General features: G+C 54.4%; 15 protein-coding genes and 1 pseudogene. All 16 read right to left on the bottom strand.

Annotated elements, in window-relative coordinates; translation table 11 throughout:
• Nucleotides 1–188: 188 nt before the first annotated feature.
• Nucleotides 189–1235 (bottom strand): ribonuclease E/G, encoded by a 1047-nt coding sequence (locus tag J2S20_RS10180; protein WP_211292174.1) that lies wholly within the window; start codon nt 1233–1235, stop codon nt 189–191.
• A complete protein-coding gene (locus J2S20_RS10175; protein ID WP_307255281.1) occupies nt 1228–2016 on the bottom strand; it encodes a TIGR03936 family radical SAM-associated protein in 789 nt (262 codons plus the stop codon). The genes J2S20_RS10180 and J2S20_RS10175 overlap by 8 nt, the downstream gene beginning before the upstream one ends.
• Nucleotides 2000–3868 carry a TIGR03960 family B12-binding radical SAM protein gene (locus J2S20_RS10170; RefSeq protein ID WP_106611864.1) on the bottom strand — a complete coding sequence of 623 codons (1869 nt, stop codon included), beginning with the start codon at nt 3866–3868 and terminating at the stop codon, nt 2000–2002. The genes J2S20_RS10175 and J2S20_RS10170 overlap by 17 nt, the downstream gene beginning before the upstream one ends.
• Nucleotides 3869–3910: 42 nt before the next feature.
• The gene (locus J2S20_RS10165; RefSeq protein ID WP_307255280.1) at nt 3911–4477 is read right to left on the bottom strand and encodes a Holliday junction resolvase RecU; all 567 of its coding nucleotides are present in this window, start codon (nt 4475–4477) and stop codon (nt 3911–3913) included.
• A complete protein-coding gene (locus tag J2S20_RS10160; RefSeq protein WP_106611862.1) occupies nt 4410–5486 on the bottom strand; it encodes an RluA family pseudouridine synthase in 1077 nt (358 codons plus the stop codon). Before J2S20_RS10160 ends, J2S20_RS10165 begins: the two co-directional genes overlap by 68 nt.
• Nucleotides 5487–5507: 21 nt before the next feature.
• On the bottom strand, nt 5508–6269 hold the full coding sequence (locus tag J2S20_RS10155) for an SDR family NAD(P)-dependent oxidoreductase (protein ID WP_106611861.1): 762 nt from the start codon (nt 6267–6269) through the stop codon (nt 5508–5510).
• Nucleotides 6266–6937, bottom strand: coding sequence for an HAD family hydrolase (locus J2S20_RS12245; RefSeq protein ID WP_307255283.1), 672 nt, complete (start codon nt 6935–6937; stop codon nt 6266–6268). The genes J2S20_RS10155 and J2S20_RS12245 overlap by 4 nt, the downstream gene beginning before the upstream one ends.
• Before the next feature lie 75 nt (nt 6938–7012).
• Nucleotides 7013–7675: pseudogene (locus J2S20_RS12240) on the bottom strand (pseudouridine synthase); the annotation flags it as partial.
• Nucleotides 7675–9030: an RsmB/NOP family class I SAM-dependent RNA methyltransferase gene (locus J2S20_RS10140; RefSeq protein ID WP_307255279.1), complete on the bottom strand. Its 1356-nt coding sequence runs from the start codon at nt 9028–9030 to the stop codon at nt 7675–7677. The gene J2S20_RS10140 and the pseudogene J2S20_RS12240, both read right to left, overlap by 1 nt.
• 105 nt (nt 9031–9135) lie before the next feature.
• A complete protein-coding gene (locus J2S20_RS10135; protein WP_307255278.1) occupies nt 9136–9714 on the bottom strand; it encodes a vacuolar family H+-ATPase subunit H in 579 nt (192 codons plus the stop codon).
• Nucleotides 9707–10204 carry a pantetheine-phosphate adenylyltransferase gene (coaD, locus tag J2S20_RS10130; RefSeq protein WP_307255277.1) on the bottom strand — a complete coding sequence of 166 codons (498 nt, stop codon included), beginning with the start codon at nt 10202–10204 and terminating at the stop codon, nt 9707–9709. The genes J2S20_RS10135 and coaD overlap by 8 nt, the downstream gene beginning before the upstream one ends.
• 5 nt (nt 10205–10209) lie before the next feature.
• Nucleotides 10210–10767 (bottom strand): 16S rRNA (guanine(966)-N(2))-methyltransferase RsmD, encoded by a 558-nt coding sequence (gene rsmD / locus J2S20_RS10125; protein ID WP_307255276.1) that lies wholly within the window; start codon nt 10765–10767, stop codon nt 10210–10212.
• An 11-nt stretch (nt 10768–10778) separates the two neighbouring features.
• A complete protein-coding gene (locus J2S20_RS10120) occupies nt 10779–12773 on the bottom strand; it encodes a L,D-transpeptidase family protein (RefSeq protein WP_307255275.1) in 1995 nt (664 codons plus the stop codon).
• Between the two features lie 23 nt (nt 12774–12796).
• The gene (recG, locus tag J2S20_RS10115; RefSeq protein WP_307255274.1) at nt 12797–14836 is read right to left on the bottom strand and encodes an ATP-dependent DNA helicase RecG; all 2040 of its coding nucleotides are present in this window, start codon (nt 14834–14836) and stop codon (nt 12797–12799) included.
• Between the two features lie 204 nt (nt 14837–15040).
• The gene (locus J2S20_RS10110; protein ID WP_307255273.1) at nt 15041–16732 is read right to left on the bottom strand and encodes a DAK2 domain-containing protein; all 1692 of its coding nucleotides are present in this window, start codon (nt 16730–16732) and stop codon (nt 15041–15043) included.
• A 16-nt stretch (nt 16733–16748) separates the two neighbouring features.
• Nucleotides 16749–17111 (bottom strand): Asp23/Gls24 family envelope stress response protein, encoded by a 363-nt coding sequence (locus tag J2S20_RS10105; protein ID WP_106611853.1) that lies wholly within the window; start codon nt 17109–17111, stop codon nt 16749–16751.
• Between the last annotated feature and the right edge of the window lie 45 nt (nt 17112–17156).

The raw sequence follows: 17156 nt of genomic DNA, 5'->3' as shown, positions 1-17156 counted from the left end.
CAGAACTGGATCAATCAACTCCCCCGAAAGTCCTTTCACTACAGTTCGCCGGAGGAATTATTTCAGACTGTCCTACTTGATCTTGCAATCTAGACTGCAGAATTACAGCTGAGGTCACAGTTTTACCCCAAAAGCAAATCCCGTCCACATGAAAAATTAATGTGGGTGGGAAGATGCGCCTGCTGCTGTCATCTGTCCGCTGCTCTCAGCTGCTCCGCGAGAGTTTGCCCGCTCTTCTGTCTCGTGATCTCGACCAGGTGAAGGCGGGTGATGTCGACGATCTGCGTTTTGACCGGATCCAGCAACGCCAGGGCATGCAGTCTGTCCATCAGAGCCGCCCGGTCCTCCCGGCGTCTGAGATCGATGAAGTCCACCAGTATGATACCGGAGAGATTGCGCAGCCTGAGCTGACGCATCACCTCGTCTGCCGCCTCGAGATCGGTCTTTCGTATGGTCTCCTGCCGGTCATTTCCCTGTATATTCTTTCCGGTGTTGACGTCGATTACGGTCATAGCTTCGACAGGGTCAATGATGAGTGTTCCGCCGCTCTTCAGCCATACTCTGCGCTCCGTCGCCTCCTTCAGCGCAGTCTCAAGAGACCAGAGGGCTGTCAGCGGAAGTGCTTCGTCCGCATAAAATCGGACCGGGACAGAGGAGCTGAGGCTTAGTACGGGAGGGCTTTCGCGCCGGAAGCGCGCCGGAAGCCTCTCCTGATAGAGCTCCGGGAGCCGGGGTTCCTCTCCTGTCAGTGCGGCATAGACCGCAGGGATGTCTGTGATGATCTCGTCGGGGAGCGGAGTGGTCTCTGCCAGCTGTGCAAAGAAGGGCAATGTGCGCCTCAACAGTGCGGGCGCCTTTGAGAAAACAGCCTTTTGCAGCAGCTCCTCTTCCTTAAGCTCCGGGAACTCGGAGCCCGCCAGCGGGCCCTTTGTCTTGTGCGCATCCTTCTTTATCTTGACCAGAATCTCATCTCCCGCCTTCAGGCTGTTCTGCACTGTGCCGTCCGCGTGGTGCAGAGTCTTCTCCCGGCCAAAGCTCAGGTACGCCGGCTGCTTCTCTCCGATATCCAGAAAAGCCGCATCCAGGTTTTTCAAAATATTCTGAACCCGGGCGAGGTAGATATTCCCGACGAGGGAGCTTCCTTCCCGCTCGTAATTCAGGAGGATGATCTTTCCCTCTGCTGAGAGGCTGCTCAGAATTCCGCCCCGAAAGGCGCAGATGATCAGTTTATTCAATGCGTTCTCCATAGGACTCCAATGTGTTCATATCGGCATCATAGAGCTCAGTGCGCACCACGCGATTCCTGTGCGCTGCGAAGATGCTGCCTTCCGCGGTCTGAAACAGCGCATTCAGGAGAAACTCCGGCTTCAGATTGGCTTCGCTTCCCTGTGCGATGCGCATAAAAAGACCGTCCGCCTCTGCATGGAGCTGAAAGATCATGGGACGGATGTCGAGCTCCCGCTCTCTGCCGTTCTTTCCCTTTTTCACAATCGGAATTGTTTCCTGCTGCAGGAGACTTGCGCAGGCACGGGAGAGGCTCTGCTCTGCTCCGGCAGAGAGCAGGGGCCAGTGGAGCGCCGCCGTCTCCTCAGTCTCTGAAGTCGGGAGAGCTCCCTGAAAGAGAGGATCCGGTGCTCCCTTGTCGGGCAGAAAATGCACGCGGTAATCTGCCGCATGAACTGTTGACATGCAGTTTTTGGTGTCATCCGGGATGCGGAGAAAACTCAGAATTTCCATGCCCTCCGCCATCTGTGCATTCAGGCGCCGCACCGCCTCGTCCGAGCTCAGCTGCCCCTCCGCCTCATCCGTGAGACGGATATCAAAATACTCAGCGAGTCCTTCCAGCCCCATGCCGAGCGGAGCAGCAAAGGACATGATCTGATGCGGCGAGTAGCCCTCGGAATAGGCAATCGGAAGCTCCGCTCTGCGGTTTGCCTTCTGAAAGTAGCGCATGATATCGAGATGACCTACAAAGCGCAGATTTCCCTGCTTTGAGAATTTAATCCTTACCTTCATAGCATACACCTCCGTGATAGCGCATAGCGCCGCAGCCCGCGCAGTGCTCGCGGCAGTTGGGCGTTACTTTTCCCTCGAGCGCCGTGAGCCACTCCCGCGTGAGGAAGGCCTTGCTCACACCACAGTCGATGAAGTCCCAGGGGAAAAGCTCGGTCAGCTTCCGCTCGCGCAGCGTATAAAATTCGGGATCCACACCGCACGCGCGGAAGCAGTCCATCCAGAGCTCACTGTCAAAATACTCCGTCCAGGAGTCGTAAAGGGCCCCTCTTCTGTAGGCGAGCTCTATGACCCTTGCAACTCTTCTGTCGCCGCGGGCAAAGACGCCCTCCAGTATGGTCGTGCTCGCGTCGTGATACTGATAGCGGAGACTCTTCCAGTTCTTCTGTTCCCGGAAGTGCTCCTTCACAACGCGCGCCCGGTCGAGATATTCTTCCTTTCTGCACATGGAGGCCCACTGAAAAGGGGTGAAGGGCTTCGGAACAAAGAAGGAGGAGCTTGCGGAGATCTGTACTCTTCCACCGCGCTCAGACTTTGGAATCTCTTCATAAAACATATCTGCGACGCGCTCGCAGAGCTCGGGAATCCCCTTCCTGTCCGCCTCTGTCTCGGTCGGAAGACCTAGCATAAAGTAAAATTTCACCTTGGTCCAGCCCCCGCGGAAGGCGCTGAGCGCTCCCAGCATGATATCCTCCTCCGAGAGCCCCTTGTTGATCACATCGCGAAGCCGCTGGGTTCCGGCCTCCGGCGCAAAGGTCAGAGAGCTCTTCTTCACATCCTGAATCTTGCTCATGACATCCAGAGAAAAGGCGTCAATGCGCAGGGAGGGGAGGGAAATGTTGATCTTCCGCTCCTTTGTGTATTGAATGAGGTATTCGAGAAATTCCTGAAGGCCGGAGTAGTCGCTGGAGCTCAGGGAGCTCAGGGATATTTCAGCATTTCCCGTGATTTTCAGGAGCTTTTCGGCATAACGCTTCAGATATTCGACAGAGTGTTCCCGCTGCGGGCGGTAGACATTGCCCGCCTGACAGAAGCGGCAGCCGCGGATGCAGCCGCGCATCAGCTCGACGACCGTGCGGTCCTGCGTCACGCGGATGAACGGAACCAGAGGGTCATCAATAAAGGCCGCCTCGTCCATCTGAGAGACCACCTGCCTCGCGACTGTAGCGGGAGCCTCGGGACAGAGCGGCGTAAAGGCGCGGAGGGTTCCGTCCTCGTGATACTCCGGCTGATAGAAACGGGGCACATAGATGCCCGGAACGGAGGCGGCCGCTCTCAGAAATTCCATGCGGCTTCTGCCCTCATTTTTGAAGCGGATGTAGAGATCAATCAGCTGAAAATAGGATACCTCGCCCTCTCCCATATAGAAAAGGTCAAAGAAATCTGCAATTGGTTCCGGATTGTAGGTGCAGGGGCCGCCGCCGATGACGACAGGATCCGCTTCTGTTCTCTCCTCTGCGTGCAGGGGAATGCCGGAGAGCTCCAGTACCTGAAGAATGTTCGTGTAGCACATCTCGTACTGAAGTGTGATTCCCAGAAAGTCACACTCCCGCACAGGACGCTGACTCTCCAGCGTGAAGAGAGGGATATGTCTCTCCCGCATGAGACGGTCCAGATCTGTCCACGGAGAAAAGACACGCTCACAGTAGACATCCTCCCGCCGGTTGAACATGCTGTAAAGTATCTGTATGCCGAGATGGCTCATGCCGATCTCGTAGACATCCGGAAAACACATGGCGAAGCGCACTGCGACCTGATCCGGGTCTTTTTTTACCATATTGATCTCACCGCCGATGTAGCGGGCGGGCTGCTCAATTTGTAGGAGCAGTTCATCATCCAAAGCTAATTTCTGCATAGTCCTGCTTTCTTCTCTGTGACTCCTGTATGTATTTCTCTGTCAATCAGCGGGAAGCTCGTCCGGCTGCTCCAGCTCCTCTGAAAGCTCAAGATAGGCCTCCAGCTGCTCAAGATAGTGTGCGGGGACCTCTCTGCTTCGCCGGATCGGGAAGCGCCTGTCCATTTCATCGTAGGTAAAGCTCTTCCTTCCTCCCGCCTCCATGCGTCTCCAGTAGCGCATGAGGGAGCGATACGGCAGAAAGTAGAGCTCGTCCCGCTTTGTGAAGCTGATGATCAGAAAGGCAATGCCGCGCTGCTCCTCGAACTCCTTCATGAACTGCATCTGATGTGCGTGAATGTTGGCGAGCGGAAAGCAGTCCGATGCGCACTCCTTCGCATCAAAGCAGACCGGAATGCTCTGCACGACGCCGATGTAGTCGACAGTACTCTGTTTATCAAAGTAGGCGAGGGTGATGTGTCTCGAGCTCCGGTCGATCTCCATGGGCGTGATCGGAGTCGGAATCTTCTGAATCAGAGCAATCTGGCTGTTCCGGTATATTTCATTTGAGAGATTCAGAAGCTCCTCGAGACCGGAGCCCCGGAGCCCTCTTGTTTTCCAGGTTCCCAAGCGTTACCTCCTTCAGATGAAACTCTGTCTCTGGAAAGACGGACTTAAAATCCTCAGGCCAGGGGCTTCGCAGCGTCTTCCCGCTGAGTCCAGCGAGCACGCCCGCGCAGCGCGGAAAGCGGAGGATGTAGGCGTGCAGCAGCTGTCTTCGTATGCCGTGCTCTGCGGCAATGCGGCGGTTCAGGGCAGTGTCTCCGTACTTCGGGTCTCCCAGCAGCGGGTGTCCGAGGGCAGAGAGCTGCGCGCGGATCTGATGGGTGCGCCCCGTAATGAGATGTATGAGAAGCAGGGTGCAGTCCTCTGCTTCTGCAAGCGGAACGAAGGCAGTGCGTATGGCTCTGTCCTCCGGGCCTTCCGGAACGCTACGCACTGTGACCTGATTTGTCGCGCTGTTCTTACTCAGAAAAGCACGGACTTCCTGTGCCTTCCTCATCCGTCCTTTGACACAGGCCAGGTAATATTTCTCTACGCTTCTCTCTCTCAGACAGGCGGAGAGAGTCTGCAGGGCCGGCAGCGTCTTCCCGGCGAGGAGCAGGCCACTGGTATTTCTGTCCAGCCGGTTTGCAATCGCGGGGCGAAAGCTCCTGAGACTCTCTTCCGTGACGCTTCCCTGCTCCATCAGGTAGGCGAGCAGCAGCTCATTTGCGGAGATGTCTCCGGCAGCAGCTTTCTGTGAGAGCATGCCTGCGGGCTTGTCAAGAATCAGTATTCCTTCGTCCTCATAGAGTATGTTCCGGCGGAAGTCAGAGGAAACAGGGGGCAGCACGCACGCACGCCTCGCTTCTACGCTGCCCTGGAGCTTCGCAAAGCTCTCATCGGAGAACCAGAAGCGAACAATATCTCCCTCTGAAAGCTTCTCCGCACCACTCTGTTTTCTGTCATTGACCGTGATATTCTTTTTCCGCAGCATTTTATAGAGAAAGCCCGTTGAAGCGCTGCGCAGATATTTCCCCAGAAATTTATCCAGTCGCTGCCCCGCTTCATTCGGGCCAATTCGAAATTCCTTCACTGCTTTTTCCTCTCTTATATATCAGTCGTAAAAGTGAAGACAGAGCTCCCAGGGGAGCAGCTTTGTAAAAATCCGCACGGCCTTCATCGCCGCACCGGGAACGGATACTGCTTTGCCTGAGGGGGAGGAGAATGCATCAAAGAGCGCTTTTGAGACAACGCGCTCCGTTTTTGTCATGAAAAAGCGCTTGTAGGCAGGAGCAGGGGCATGTTCCTCCGCAATAGAGAAAAATTCCGTGTCCACGGGTCCGGGACAGACTGCAGTCACTGCGATTCCGCGGTCAGCGAGCTCTCTTCTCAGGGCGAGGCTATAGGACAGCACATAGGATTTTGTCGCCGCGTAGACTGCAAAGCCCGGTTGAGGAAGAAAGGCAGCGGCAGAGGCAAAGTGAATGATGCGGCTCTTTTTTTTCATAAAGGGCAGCACAGCTTCTGTCAGCTGTGTGAGTGCAGTGCAGTTCAATGTGATCATGCCCTGGAGGTCGGCAGGGCTTATCTCTCCTGCGCGGCCCAGCTTGCCGAAGCCGGCGGCGTTTCCGAGTATGCACACCGTCGCCTGTGCTTTTATGAGCGCTTTTGTCAGTTTCGGTATGGTCTCCGGATCTAAGAGATCTCCCGGAAAGACACGGATGCGCCCGGGAAATTCTCTCTCAAGACTCCTGAGACGCTCTTCTCTTCTGGCATTTATCCATATCTCCTCAATGGAGGGAAAGCGGTACGCAATCTGTATTGCGAGCTCGCGTCCCATGCCGGAGGAGGCTCCGCTGATCAGTGCAATCTTCATAGCAGCTCCCTGTAGTCTGTAATCATGTAATCAGAAAGTGTCCGCTTCTCCTCCTCCATAGCCTCGGAGAAGCTGTCGCGTACCGCACAGACCGTCATGCCCGCCCGCTTTCCGGCAAGTATGCCCTCCGGTATATCCTCAAAGACCAGACAGTGCGCCGGGCTCAGGTTAAGGCGGCGTGCAGCCTCAAGATAAATGTCCGGCTTTGGCTTGCCGGCATTTACCTCGGAAGCAGTCACAATAATTTCAAAATAATCCCGTATTTCAAGGCTTTCCAGCACTGCATTCACCATGCGCATCGCGTTGCTGGTGGCAATGGCAATGCGCTTTTTCTGTGTGCGAAGCGCACGCAGAAATTCTACAGCGCCGGGCTTTGGCGGAACCTTGCTGCGATAGAATAAAACCGCCATTTCCTCCCAGTCTCGCATCATCGTCTGAACATCGTCCGGAAGCTGAAAGCGCTCCTTGAAGTAGTCTGCGACCTCGGGAAAGCTCATTCCGGCTATCTTTAACTGCAGATCCTCGGGATATTCGATGCCGAAGCGCGCGAGGTAGTTCTGATCAAGCTCATGCCACATCCACATGGAGTCAACGAGGGTGCCATCGAGATCGAAAATGCAGGCGGCATAATCCTCCGGGCGCGGCAGCTCCGTTCCAGGACCGGACATCTTCTCTGCGGGTGCTTTTGCTGTTCTACCTGCTTCAAAATCCTTCAGGAGCCGAAGCTCCTTCTCCGTGAGCTGCCGGTAAGTACCGGGGTCAAGCTTCAGGTCGCTGAGACTTAGCGGGCCCATACGAAGGCGCTTGAGCTTTGTCACGGTACATCCGAGCGCCTGAAACATACGCTTCACCTGATGGAACTTTCCTTCCTGGATGGTGAGCCTCGTCGGATTTTCTGTTCCTGACAGCAGAGCGGGCCTGCAGAGCGTTCCGTCCTCCAGCTCTATGCCGGATGCAAAATGCTCTGTGGCATCTGCGGGAAGCGTGCCGCTGTAATATACCTCATACTCTTTATCGACCTGCTTTCCCGGCGCGAGAAGGCGGTGCACCAGAGCGCCGTCATCCGTCACAAGCAGCAGTCCTTCCGTGTCGAGATCCAGTCGCCCGCAGGGAGCCATATTCTTTCGGGTGAGACCCATATAAGAGATGACTGTCTCCCGGTGTCTGTCCTCTGTGGCGCTCAGAATACCGGCAGGTTTGTTCAGAACCCAGTACTCATGGCTCTTATATTGAAAGGGGAGTCCGTCCAGAGTCAGGACGTCCCGCTCCGGGTCAAGCTTCTCCTCCGGACGCTGCACAGCAGTTCCGTTCTTCAGAAGACGCCCTGCTCTTATCAGTTTTTTGACTTCTGTCCTGCTCCCGTATCCGGCTGCGGTGAGCAGTCTGTCTGCACGAAGCTCCTTCATCACTGCATTCTCCATCCAGGCAGATACATGTTTTTGAGGCGCATGCGGTCCTGCTTCACAAAACCGAGCGGAAAGCCGTCCGCACACAGCAGGCGGTAGCCCTGCCCCGCCTCAGATGCCTCAATGGTCTCTCCCTTCAGATATCGTATGACCTCCGGGCTGTCCGCAGAGAGATCAATGGGATCTGTCCACTCCTCTTTTCTGAGATTCATGGCCAGGGCCTGCGAGGGACGGAAGCGTCCGTTTTTCAGCTGTCCCAGAAGAAGACCCGTTCTTAAGTAACGAAGGCCGGCATGGAGCTGTGCAGTTTCCGGAATCAGAAGCACATACTCTCCCTGCACGAGGATACGGGACAGATCAATCTCCCGCCTGAGCTTCTGAAAGAAAAGCGCAGCATCACCGAGCTCTCCTTTTTTCAGAGGACGCTGCCATTTTGTGCTATAGCGTCCGTCATCTCCGGAGACAGCTGGCTGTTTCTTCAGTCTTGCGACGAAGTGCCCCTCCGCCCTCGCGTGATGCGGAAACAGACGCACACAGCCGGGAAGGATCCAGGAGTTTGTGAAGCCGGGCCGCAGCGGAATTGGATCCAGCGTAAAGTCCGGATGAGTGGAGAGAAACATCTCGATCTGATCCTCGTCTTCTCTGCGATTATAGGTGCAGGTGGAGTACAGAAGCGTTCCTCCCGGTTTCAGCATCCTGGCAGCGTCATTCAGAAGAAGCTTCTGAGTCGGACAATAAAAATCCTTTCCATGCTCCACCCAGGCGCGTATGACTGCAGGATGCTTTCGGAACATTCCCTCTCCGGAGCACGGGGCATCCACAAGTATGCGGTCAAAGTAGAGCGGATACTCCGCTGCCAGCTTTGCAGAATCCTCACAGCAAATCAGGACATTTCCGATTCCCGCGAGCTCGACATTTTTCAGCAGTGCCTTTGCCCGGGACGCACTCAGATCATTGGACACCAGCACCCCACGGCCGTTCAGATCCGCACCGATCTGTGTGGTCTTACCTCCGGGCGCCGCGCAGAGATCCAAAACGCGCTCCCCCTCTCTTGTACCGAGCAGTGCAGCGCTGGACATGGCAGAGGGTTCCTGAATATAGTAGAGTCCTGCGTAGTAGTAGGGATGCTTTGTGAAACGGCTCTCCTCCGTCAGGTAAAACCCGTTCTCTGTCCATGGAACCGGATCGGAAAGCTTAAGGCGGGAGCGTGCGAAGCCGGCATCTGCCTTCAGGCTGTTCATGCGGAGACCGGACATGGGACGTTCCTCAAGGGAAGCAAGATATGTGCTGTATTCCTCGCCAAGAAGCGCCTGCATCTCCTCTAAAAATTCCTCGGGTAATCTGGATATCTGCACCTTTCCTCCTAACAAACCCTGAAATAATCATTTTCGTAATATGAGATAAAAAGAGTTTGCACATCGGCAAACTCTTCTTTCAGCTCTGACTTTATGAGCACAGCTTTAATTCTGAGAGGGAAGCTCCGGACCGTTATCCTGTGCCGCCATGCCCTGAGCGAGCTCCTGCCGGTTGGAGGAGACGATATCATAGCTGGATTTCAGGGAGGCCTGAAGGTTCTCAAATCTTGACTGGGACTCCGTGACCGTGTGGCTGATGATGGTCTGCAGACTCTTCAGCATATCGTCTGTGTAGCGGATGGAGCCAAGCTTTATGCCATTTGCCTCGTAGGTTGCATTCTCAACAATGCTCTGCGCCTGCGCTCTGGCGTCCTCCACAAGCTTGTTTGCAGTCGCATAAGCGCGCTGCATGATCTCATGCTCATCGACAAGCTGGGAAGTCATTTTATTCGCCTCTGCAATCATGGCGTCTGCCTTTGTCTTCGCATCTGTCATAATCGCAGTCTGGTTGCTGATGATCTTCTGGCACTGGCGCACCTCATCCGGAATGGACATCCGGAGCTCCACAAGCTTTTCGCTGAGCTCCTCCTTCTGCACAATGATCTTGGTGCTTGAAAAGGTGGAGGGCTTGCAGTCCTCGATGTATTCTTCAATCTCTCCGATGATCTGTTCTATTCTATTCATTGCGTCTGTGCTTCTCCCCGATTTTTTGCTGGATTCTCTCGGCGACCCGCTGATCGACAAACGCGGAGATATCGCCGTTGTAGGTTGCTATTTCTTTTACAATACTGGAGCTTAAGTAGGAATATTTCAGGTTGGTGGTCAGAAATATCGTGTCAATATCCGGTGCAATCACACGGTTGGTCTGGGCAATCTGGAGCTCGTACTCAAAATCCGTGACTGCACGCAGCCCGCGCACCATAAACTGTGCATTTCTCTCATGACAGTACTTGATTGACAGCCCATCGAAGCTCTCCACCTCAATATTGGAGATGTGCGCTGTGATCTCACGTAACATTGTAACACGTTCCTTGGTACTGAACAACGGAGTTTTTGCGTTGTTATTCAGCACTGCAATAATAAGACGGTCAAACATTTTGGATGCGCGACAGATGATGTCCAGATGTCCATTCGTCACGGGATCAAAGCTGCCGGGGTAAACTGCCGTTGTCATTGGATTTACGCCTTTCCGAGGAATATGTGTTTGTTGGTCTTATATTCCTTGCTCCTGATAATTTTATATCCAATTTCTTCAAAATGCGCAATATCGGCCTCTGCCTTCATCTCAATGATGATGAGACTGCCCGCATTGATCAGCGGACTGCGGATCAGAGCCTCAAGCACGCGGTCCTCAAGCCCCAGTCCATAGGGGGGATCAAGGAAAATGATGTCATAAGCTGCAGCAGTCCCCACAGAGAGTCGCTGCACTGCTGCAACTGCGTCTCCCGTGATGAGCTCTGCCGCGTCTTTGAGCCGCGTGTGCTCCAAATTTTCCTGTATGATTTTTGCGGCCTTCGGGTTCTTCTCAACGATGGTGGCGTGAGAGGCACCGCGGGACAGAGCTTCAATTGCTATGCCGCCGCTGCCTGCAAAGAGATCCAGAAAACGACAGCCCGGAATGCAGCTCTGCAGGATATTGAAGAGCGTCTCCTTGATGCGGTCTGTTGTGGGGCGCGTATCCTCTCCAGGTAAGGTCTTAAGCAGCAGCCTTCTGGCGCTTCCTGCTATTACTCTCATAAGTGCTCCTTTCAGAGACCGGGGCCGGCTTCAGCTGCGGAGGCTTCCGGCCTGGCGGGAGCCGGCTGAACAGTTCCCGGACCCGCAGTATAACTGTTTTCAGTGACTGTGCCGGGCCCTCTGTCCTCTTCCGCCGCGGGAATGGGTGCAACGGTTGCGCGGCTGCTGTCCGGCGTCTGATTGGATTCATTTCTTCTCTCCGCCTCCTGGGATTCCCGGATTACATCTCCGGGACCGCGCTGCTCGGTGGGCTGTGTGGCCTGGGGAGCGGTTTCTGTCGGAGCTGCACTGCTCTCCGCCGCACTGCTCTCTTTTGTCGCAGCAGGCTGTGTACCGCTGCCCTTGCTCTCCGTGCCGGCAAGTGTGTAGATAATGACAGGGGTACCGGTGCTGACCGTCTCAAAAAGCTGCTTTGCTGCGCCCGGCGGGAGATTCAGACAGCCGTGGGAACCTCCGGTTTTGTAAATAGAACCGCCAAAGCTGCTTCTCCAGCCTGCGTCATGAAGTCCCTCCCCGTTGTGAAAGGGCATCCAGTAACTGACGGGAGTCGCATAATTTGCTCCGCGGAGCGTTGCATTTCGCTGTTTGTAGTTGATTTGATAGATGCCAGTATGTGTGACCGTCCCTCTTGAGACATTACCGGAAACCAAATCTGTCGAGAGCAGCTGTTTTCCATTTTTATAATAATAGAGATGCTGTGCGGTGAGATTCACCTCAATATAGCTGTCTCCGAAGTCTGCAGCTCCGTGAGAGGCGGCTTTTTTTGAAAATTCCGGAGTCCGCTGGACTCTCTCTCCGTTCTCTATTGCGGATTTAAGCCATGCGCTTTCTGCGGCCTGATCCATCTGCCAGCCATAACTCCCGTTCTGAATGGTGATGGTTGCTCCCCAGCTGGTCTTAAAGGGTCGGGGCTTATTGTAGCTGTCGTATTGCTCTGCCAGGCTGTGCACAAAGGCTGTGAGCGCGGTCTCATCGATGACGGCATTTCCATCTGCATCCAGAGAGAGCCAGTTTTTGATGGTGCTGCCACTTAGGCTTATTCCCTTGTCGCTGTAATTGATCTCCGCGCCGGCGTAGCGGTTCATATTCTCACAGGCAGCAATGACGGAGGCATCTCCGGCATGAAGCCTTGGTTCCTCATAGACCCCGGCGTCCTCCAGCTTTAGTTCCGGGGACAGGGATGCAACCGCATTCCCTATGGCCTTTTTTGTCGTTGGTATGTCCAGCGCGGTCCCTTTCTGCTCCGGGCTTATGCTATAGCCGCCCGCGCTGTAGGATACCCCGGCGTCAATCGGGTACAGAAAGCGTGAACTGTCAAGAAAGGGAAGTGCACGCAGGGTCTCATCGAACAGTGTCTCATCGATCGCTGTGATAGTATCTATCTGATAGTCCGTTGCCTGTGCCAGCTTCAGCCCCCACTGCATCGGCGACTGCGCCGCAATCAGTCTGTCAAAACTGTCATCAAAAATACAGCGAAGCCCTATCTCTTCGCCGTGAATTGCGACGGGCTCCGTCTCTCTCGCAAGAATACGCAGCTCATAGTTTTTCACCTGCTCATTCAGAAGCTGCTCCGCCTCCCGCGCGCTCCGGCCGGAGACATCAATTCCATTGATGCTGCTCCGGGGAAAGAAGACACTGTGATAGGACTGCGCCTTCAGCGTATACACTGCGACAGCGAGCACTGCCGCTGCCGCTGATACTGCCGCAATGCGGCGAAGCGGATGATGTCGATGCTCCTGCGAGCGGTCTCCGTCTGTGAGTTCCTCCTCTGTGAGCGTCTCTGAATCTGCGACGACAGCCGTCTCTAAAGCTGTGCTTTCTGTCACAGCTTCTTTCCTGTCATCCCTCACGTCAGCATCCGGAGACGAGGCTGCTTCTGCAGCTGTGTATGACTCTGAACACTCGCTCTCATCCGCAGGAGAAACGCTTTCTTCCTCCCCCAGATCGTCGAGCTCCTCTATAAAGAACTCTTTTTCGGAGTCCTCCTGATTTAATTTATTTTCCATGCCTGTCTGTTTTCCTGTTTCATTTAAAGAATCACTTCTCGCTGAAATGCTTTGTTCACTCCGAAGGGAAGCGCATATTGCTCCAGCACTTCCTGTGCAGTCTGAAGTATCAAGTAGTCATTATAAATGTCGCCGAGACTGAATGTCAACTCTCCGCTCTGCTCTGCTCCGAAGAGCTCTCCCGGGCCACGCAGCTTCAGATCTGCTGCGGCGATTTCGAAGCCATCGTTCGACTGACCCAGAATTTCCAGACGCTTTTTTGCGCGCGCAGACTGCCTGCCCTGCACAAAAATACAGTAGGACTGACTCTCTCCGCGCCCCACGCGTCCGCGAAGCTGATGGAGAGATGCGAGGCCGAAGCGCTCCGCATTTTCGATCATCATTACAGTGGCATTTGGGACATCAACCCCGACCTCCACGACCGTAGTGGCGACCAGTATCTGTATCTTGCGCTCCGCGAAGGCCTCCATGATCGCAGTCTTTTCGCTCTCCTTCATGCGCCCGTGAAGGCACCCGACTCTGCCGATTCCTTGAAAGAGCACAGAGAGCTTCCTGCTGTAGTCCAGAACATTTTCCGCGTCACAGAGCTCACTCTCCTCCACAAGCGGACAGATGATATAGGCCTGATGTCCCTCTGCAAGCTCTCTTTTGATGTGCAGGAAGGCCTTCGGGCGTTCACGTCTTGTGATGAGCGCATTTTTGACCGGTAGTCTTCCGGCAGGGCGCGTGTCGATTGTGGAGATGTCCAGATCCCCGTAGAGTATCACGGCCAGAGTGCGCGGGATTGGCGTTGCACTCATAACAAGCATGTGTGGATGTGATCCCTTGGCTGCAAGCTGCTCTCTCTGCCGCACACCGAAGCGGTGCTGCTCGTCTGTGATGACCAGGGAGAGACTGTGAAAATCTACGCTTTCCTGTATGAGGGCATGTGTACCAATGATGATATCTGCCTGATGTGTCCGTATGGCCTCCTGCGCTGCATGCTTCTCTCCCGCACTGAGAGAACCGGTGAGAAGCAGAATGGAGGGCTTTTTTCCCGCGGCTGCAAAGAGAGTGTGAAGTGTTTTCACATGCTGTCTTGCCAGAACCTCTGTGGGGACCATGATCGCACTCTGCCAGCCATTTCGAAATGCAGTGTACAGCATCGCTGCGGCGACGGCTGTCTTGCCTGAGCCGACGTCCCCCTGGATCAGGCGGTTCATGACGCAGCCGGAAGCAAGGTCCTTCGCACATTCACTCACGACGCGCTGCTGAGCCTCTGTGAGATCAAAGGGCAGAAAGGCGGCGTACTCTTTCAGCGGCGCCTCTGTCTGCATGCAAAACACAGAGCGTATCCCGGCGGAGCGGAGCTTCATCTCCCGTACCATATGCAAAAATGAGTAGAACTCATTGAAGGCGATCCGTTTCCGGGCATGCTCGAACTGCTCCATATCGCGGGGGGCATGGATCTCACGTATGGCCCTGTCCTCCTCCATCAGCGCATATTTCTCGCGAACAGCATCCGGAAGCCAGTCGCTCTGCGGCGGTACGAGAGCGAGAGCAGAGGCAATTGCCTGCGTCAGCGCACGGTTTGTGAGCCCCTCCGTGAGAGAGTAAACCGGCAGCGGACGCTCCTTCAGCTGTTCATATTCCTCCGGAGAAAAGACAGAGGGCTGCTCCATGAAAAGATTCTTTCCTTTCTGCACGAGTTTCCCGCAGAATACGCGCTGTCTGCCGGGCAGTATGGTCTTTTTTAAGTAAGGCATATTAAACCAGCGCACGGAAACGCTTCCGCTCTCATCCGCAAGTTTTCCCTGAGTCATGACAAAGCGCCCTTTTCGTATCACGGAGAGCTGTGATACAGGTGTCGCAAGCACAGCCGCCTGTCCCTCCTCCAGGGCGGCAATCTCCTGTACTGCCGGATAAAAATCAAAGCGAAAAGGGTAATGCCGTATCAGCTGGGAGAGCGTGCGTATTCCGAGACGCGCCATGGCGGCCTCAGTCTTTGGGCCGACGCCCTTTAAGACAGTCACGCTGCATGCAGCGCAGCTCTTCTCTTCTGTCCCTGTACTGTGATGCTGCATACACAGCTCCTCTCTCTCTGATATATAATGATGAACTCCGTAAAAAATCCGCAAGCAGAGCTCGGCTTCTCTGCTATGAAGCTTTAAGAAAGTGCATCTGCCACAAACCTTCTCATATGGGAATCCGGAGCAATTTCCTGTATGAGAACGAAGCAGTGGGCGGAGATGCTGCTCTCCGCCCACTGGCTGCAAATTTTAAAAGTCTTATTCCACGGAAACGAAGTAGTAATATACCGGCTGACCGCCGTAATTCAGCTCAAGCTCAGCATCCGGGAAGCGCGCAGCAACTGCCTCCGCGAGTTCCTCTGCATCCTCACGCTGTACTTCGGAGCCATAGTACAGCGTAATCAGCTCAGCATCGTCCTCCGCCATTTTTTCTATCGCGGAGAATACCGTGCTGCGCAGTTCTTTGTTGACCTCAAGCATTCCGCTGTCACCGATCGCCATGAAATCCCCCTCGTGGATTTCAAAGCCGTCGATCATGGTATTGCGCACAGCATAGGTGATCTCCGCACTCTTCAGCTGGGCACAGGCTTCTGTCATGGCGCTCAGATTCTCCTCCGCGCTGTTATCCGGCATGAAGCTGATGAGAGCGGTGATTCCCTGCGGGATATTCTTTGTGGGGACGACGATCACCTGCTTATCTTCTGTCAGATCGCGCGCCTGCTCCGCCGCAAGAATAATGTTTTTATTGTTTGGAAGCACAAAGACCGTCTCCGCATTCACCTTCTCCAGCGCGTTCAGGATATCCTCCGTGCTGGGATTCATAGTCTGACCGCCGGAAATGATCAGATCCACACCGATATCCGAAAAAATGCTGTCAAGCCCATCTCCGACAGAGACACTGATAAAGCCATATTTTTTCTTCTCTGTGTTTTGTGGAGCTTCTGCCTTCGCTTGTTCCGCAGCAGCAATCTGAGACGCATTTTTTATGAGCCGCTCATTGTGTTCCTCCCTCATGTTGTCTATCTTCATGCGCGAGAGCGGGCCATAGCTCAGTCCCTTTTGAATTGCGAGGCCGGGATCGTTTGTGTGCACATGAACTTTAATCAGTTCGTCAGAGGAAACACAGACGATGGAATCTCCGATGGACTCAAGAAAGCTCTTGAATTCCTGTTCCTGATCGGGAGAAATAGCCTTTTCAAGATTCACGATGAATTCTGTGCAGTAACCAAACCTGATATCTGCCGTATCCAGCTCAGAAGTGTCGATGCTGCGGGGAGCAGTACCGGAGGAACTCTGTTGAGGCGCGTGGAAGTCGAATTCTGGCTTCTTGCCGATGAGTCCCTGAAACGCGCCCTTTACAACTGTCATAAGGCCCTGCCCGCCGGAGTCCACAACCCCGGCCTGCTTTAAGACCGGAAGCAGCTCAGGAGTTTTTTCGAGAGCCTCGTCCCCGGCAGAGATGACAGCTTCTATAAAGGGAAGCAGTTCTGTGCTCTCTGCTGCGAGCTCACTGCCCTTCTCGCTCATGGCGCGAGCCACTGTGAGTATGGTTCCCTCCTTCGGCTTCATGACAGCTTTATAGGCTGTTTCTGATGCGCGTACCAGTGCTGCCGCAAACAGCGGTATACTGATTTCGCCGTTGGGGGCAGACTCGATCTCCTTTGTAAAGCCGCGCAGCAGCTGTGACAGAATAACGCCTGAATTTCCGCGGGCGCCACGCAGAGTGCCGGAGGAAATCGCCTTGCAGAGTGCCGGAAGATCCGGCTCCTCCATGGCAGCAACCTCCTTTGCTGCGGTCATAATTGTCAGTGTCATGTTTGTGCCGGTATCGCCGTCCGGAACCGGAAAAACATTCAGCTCATTGATCCATTCCTTCTTTGAGTCCAGTTCTGCGGCCCCGGCGAGGAAGCTCTTTTGAATCAGAGCAGCATTCAGATGGTGAATTTCCAAAACAACTCCTCCCGTGTCAGTCTATCGATCTGACACCTTCTACGTAGATTTTAATTTTTTCGATTTTCATGCCGGAAAAAGCTTCGACCTTGTACTTGACGTGCTCCACGAGGTTGTCTGCGACCGCATTGATATTCACGCCGTAGGCAACGATGAGGTGGAACGCGATGCGCAGCTCATTGTCGGGAGTGACAGCCACCTGAATGCCTTTGCTGAAATTTTCACGCTTCAGAAGGCGTACCAGACCATCTTTCATATTGACGGAAGCCATACCGACAATTCCAAAGCACTCTACTGCTACAGATCCGGCGTAGGAGGCGATGACCTCAGGCTTCACCTCGATCTGTCCCATTTCATTGTCCAATCGTCCTTTGACCATAACTGTCCTTTCCTGGCTCGCACAGCTGAGTAAGTATATGTGGAA

This window comes from Moryella indoligenes, assembly GCF_030812885.1.
GTDB classification, from domain to species: domain Bacteria; phylum Bacillota; class Clostridia; order Lachnospirales; family Lachnospiraceae; genus Moryella; species Moryella indoligenes.
Note: the sequence above shows the minus strand (reverse complement) of the source record. Positions and strands in the feature narration are given on the sequence as shown.